Raw genomic sequence first — 3113 nt, forward strand, 5'->3', positions numbered from 1 at the left:
ATCCACATGATTCATCCGGATGGCAAGTATGAAGAAGTCAAACTTGGACTCGATTTTGACCAAGGGGAAGTCCCTCAATTCAGAGTGCCGAAACATACCATTTTTGGGTCATCCGTAAATGAAGCGGACACATTTTCACTCGTCAGCTGCATGGTCTCTCCGGGGTTCGACTTCGAAGATTTCGAGTTATTCAATAAAGAAGAATTATTGGAGGAGTATCCGGATCATCGTGAAGTCATCAATAAGCTAGCCTGCGAATAAACTTTTTCCGTTTAACCCCCTAAAGAAGAAAGCTATGTCGAATAATGTGAATGTAAGACCTCCCCCTAAAAATTACGAGCACAGCCAAAATTTGGCTGTGCTTTTTTTATCCTAATGTTAAAGAGCAAGCATGGTAAACTATGAATAGAAAAAATTTTATTAGAAGAGGTGTTATTGATGTTAAACGTAGCCCTACTTAGCAAATGGCATGTCCATGCGGTGGATTATGCCGAACAAGCACATGAAAACCCGGAATTGTCGATAGAAATGATTTGGGATGAAGATCCCAATCGTGGAGAAGAATGGGCCGAAGAACTAGGCGTACCTTTTGAAAAGAACCTGGATACCGTCCTATCTAATCCTAATATTGATGCTGTCATTGTTTCGACACCAACGCGTCTACATAAAGAAGTAATTATAGCTGCTGCCAGATACGGAAAACATATTTTCACTGAAAAAGTGCTGACTTTTACTACAAAGGATTGCGAAGAAATGATTGAAGAAATCAATAAAGCTGGTGTCCAGTTCATGATTTCCTTGCCTAGACTGACAGAAGCCTACTATTTATTCGCCCAGCAAGTGATCGATGAAGGGCTGCTGGGAAAGTTGAACATGTTAAGGTGCCGCGTTGCTCATAATGGGGCTGTCCCGACGGACGAGAATCCCAAAGGCTGGCTGCCGGACCGCTTTTTTGATGAAGAGGCATGTGGAGGCGGTTCTTTGATTGACCTTGGCGCCCACCCTATCTACCTTGCGAATCGCCTTTCTTCCGGAAGTCCTACAGCTGTCACAGGATCGCTGCATTCCATGATGAACCGAGGGGTAGACGACTTCTCAGTGGCTATTGTTGAATACGACTCTGGAATTGTTGCCACCTTAGAATCCAGTTTTATTTCTACCGGCAGTCCTTTTAAGCTTGAATTGTATGGAACCGAAGGAACATTACTGATTGAAGATGGTCACATTCGATTAAAGAGCTCTCACTTACAGAATAAAGATTGGATTGTTCCAGAAAATGTACCTGCTTCAGAATCGATGCCGATGGAACAATGGGTATCGGCGATCACGTCAGAATTTGAACCTAACATCAACAAAGAAGATGCTCTTCTTCTGACACTTATCAATGAAGCAGCCGCCCTTTCTCACAAAAGTGGCGAAAAAATTAAAACGAATACAATAAGGTAGTGATTCTCCCTCGACATTTCCCATACGACAGCCTGGTTTATCCATTAAATAAAAAAGGAATGGACTAACCATACTAGATCCTATTGGAGGAATGTACATATGTCCGTCAAAGTTCCGAAAGACCGAACGATCGATAATACCATCGCCCTTTTTAAGGATGGCTATGAATTTGTACCGAAGCGCGTACAAAGCCACCATTTAGACGTATACGAAACAAGATTGCTAGGTGAAAAAGTCGCTCTCATAAGCGGAGAAGAAGGTGCCAAGCTTTTCTATGACACTGACCGAATGAATCGGAACGGCGCCTTACCAAGCCGCGTCTTAAAAACATTGTTTGGAGAGGATGCCATTCAAACGATGGATGGAGACGCCCATACCCACCGCAAGCTTTTATTCATGTCGCTTATGACACCTGAAGCCTTGGAAAACCTACGAGAACTGACGACAACATATTGGGAGAGGTTCACCGGAAAATGGCAAGGCATGAAAAAAGTCGTTCTTTACGATGAGGTACGTGAACTTTTATGCAGAACCGCATGTGAATGGGCCGGTGTTCCTCTTACAGAAAAGGAAGTAGACAAACGGACGCGCGATTTGAGCAATATGATTGATGGGTTTAGTGCAATTGGACCTAAACATATCGAGAGCCGAAAAGCTCGTAAACGTTCAGAAAAATGGATTGAAGACCTCATCAAGAAGATACGTGAAGGAAAGCTCGAATTGAAAGAAGGTACTGCCCTCTATGAGATGGCTGTGCATAGAGATCTGGATGGGCAGTTGTTAGATACGCGAATGGCTGCGATCGAACTCTTAAATGTGATTCGTCCCCTCATCGCTATTTCTAAGTTCCTCACATTCGGAGCTGTTGCTTTTGAGGATTATCCTGAAACGAAACCTCAAGTCGCAGAAGATGATGATTATTTATTCCACTTCGCTCAAGAAGTACGCCGCTATTATCCGTTCGTGCCGTTTCTCGGCGCTCGTGTTGACCATGATTTCACCTGGCAGCAATACCCCTTCAAAGAAGGCCAGTTAGTCATCATCGATATATACGGAACGAATCATGATCCAAAGTTATGGGAGAAGCCTGATGAGTTCCAACCAGAACGTTTCCAAGATTGGAAAGGCGGACTTTTTGATTTGATCCCTCAAGGCGGAGGCGACTATTACAAAGGGCACCGCTGTCCAGGCGAATGGCCAACATTGGAAGTACTGCAGGCGAGCTTTCGTTTCATGTCGAAGCACTTACACTATACAGTACCAAAACAAGATTACAGCTACAATCTCAGAAAAATGCCTGCTCTTCCAAAAAGCGGATTCATTATGAAAAACGTTTCTATGAAATGATAAAAAGCCAGCCCCCACGAAGGAGCTGGCTTTTCTTATGTGTGCTTCTGATACATTTTGTAAAGGTCCTTTAATACAATCTTCGTAACCGCGTATAACGGAACAGCGATGACCATCCCGATAAAACCGAATAATGGAGCAGCTACGATAAGCACTAAAATGATGGTCAATGGATGCATATGAAGTCGGTTACCAAGGACCAGCGGAGCAACCAGGTTCCCCTCCAGCTGTTGGACAATGATGATAATAATGATGACATAAAGCGCCATGGCCGGATCCTGCATCAACGCCACCACAAGCGCTGGAATTGTCCCTATGAT

At 43.8% G+C, this 3113-nt stretch carries 4 protein-coding genes; 3 read left to right on the forward strand and 1 reads right to left on the reverse strand.

Annotated features, from left to right (window positions below; all coding sequences use genetic code 11):
• From LD39_RS16110 to LD39_RS16120, 3 genes are all read left to right on the forward strand, one after another.
• Window positions 1-261, forward strand: a 261-nt coding sequence (locus LD39_RS16110) for a cupin domain-containing protein (protein ID WP_035549704.1), incomplete at its 5' end; no start/stop codon positions are given.
• Between the two features lie 177 nt (window positions 262-438).
• The gene (locus LD39_RS16115) at window positions 439-1446 is read left to right on the forward strand and encodes a Gfo/Idh/MocA family protein (RefSeq protein ID WP_035549707.1); all 1008 of its coding nucleotides are present in this window, start codon (window positions 439-441) and stop codon (window positions 1444-1446) included.
• A 99-nt stretch (window positions 1447-1545) separates the two neighbouring features.
• The gene (locus tag LD39_RS16120; protein ID WP_035549710.1) at window positions 1546-2793 is read left to right on the forward strand and encodes a cytochrome P450; all 1248 of its coding nucleotides are present in this window, start codon (window positions 1546-1548) and stop codon (window positions 2791-2793) included.
• 35 nt (window positions 2794-2828) lie between these two features.
• Here LD39_RS16120 and LD39_RS16125 read toward each other — a convergent pair.
• On the reverse strand, window positions 2829-3113 hold a 285-nt coding region (locus LD39_RS16125), incomplete at its 5' end, for an AI-2E family transporter (RefSeq protein ID WP_156112679.1).

This window comes from Halobacillus sp. BBL2006 (genome assembly GCF_000786645.1).
Lineage (GTDB): Bacteria > Bacillota > Bacilli > Bacillales > Halobacillaceae > Halobacillus.

Excerpts from the sequence above, each read along its gene's own strand:
- LD39_RS16115 (WP_035549707.1), top strand. The coding sequence starts at position 439 with ATGTTAAACGTAGCCCTACTTAGCAAATGGCATGTCCATGCGGTGGAT.
- LD39_RS16120 (WP_035549710.1), top strand. The coding sequence starts at position 1,546 with ATGTCCGTCAAAGTTCCGAAAGACCGAACGATCGATAATACCATCGCC.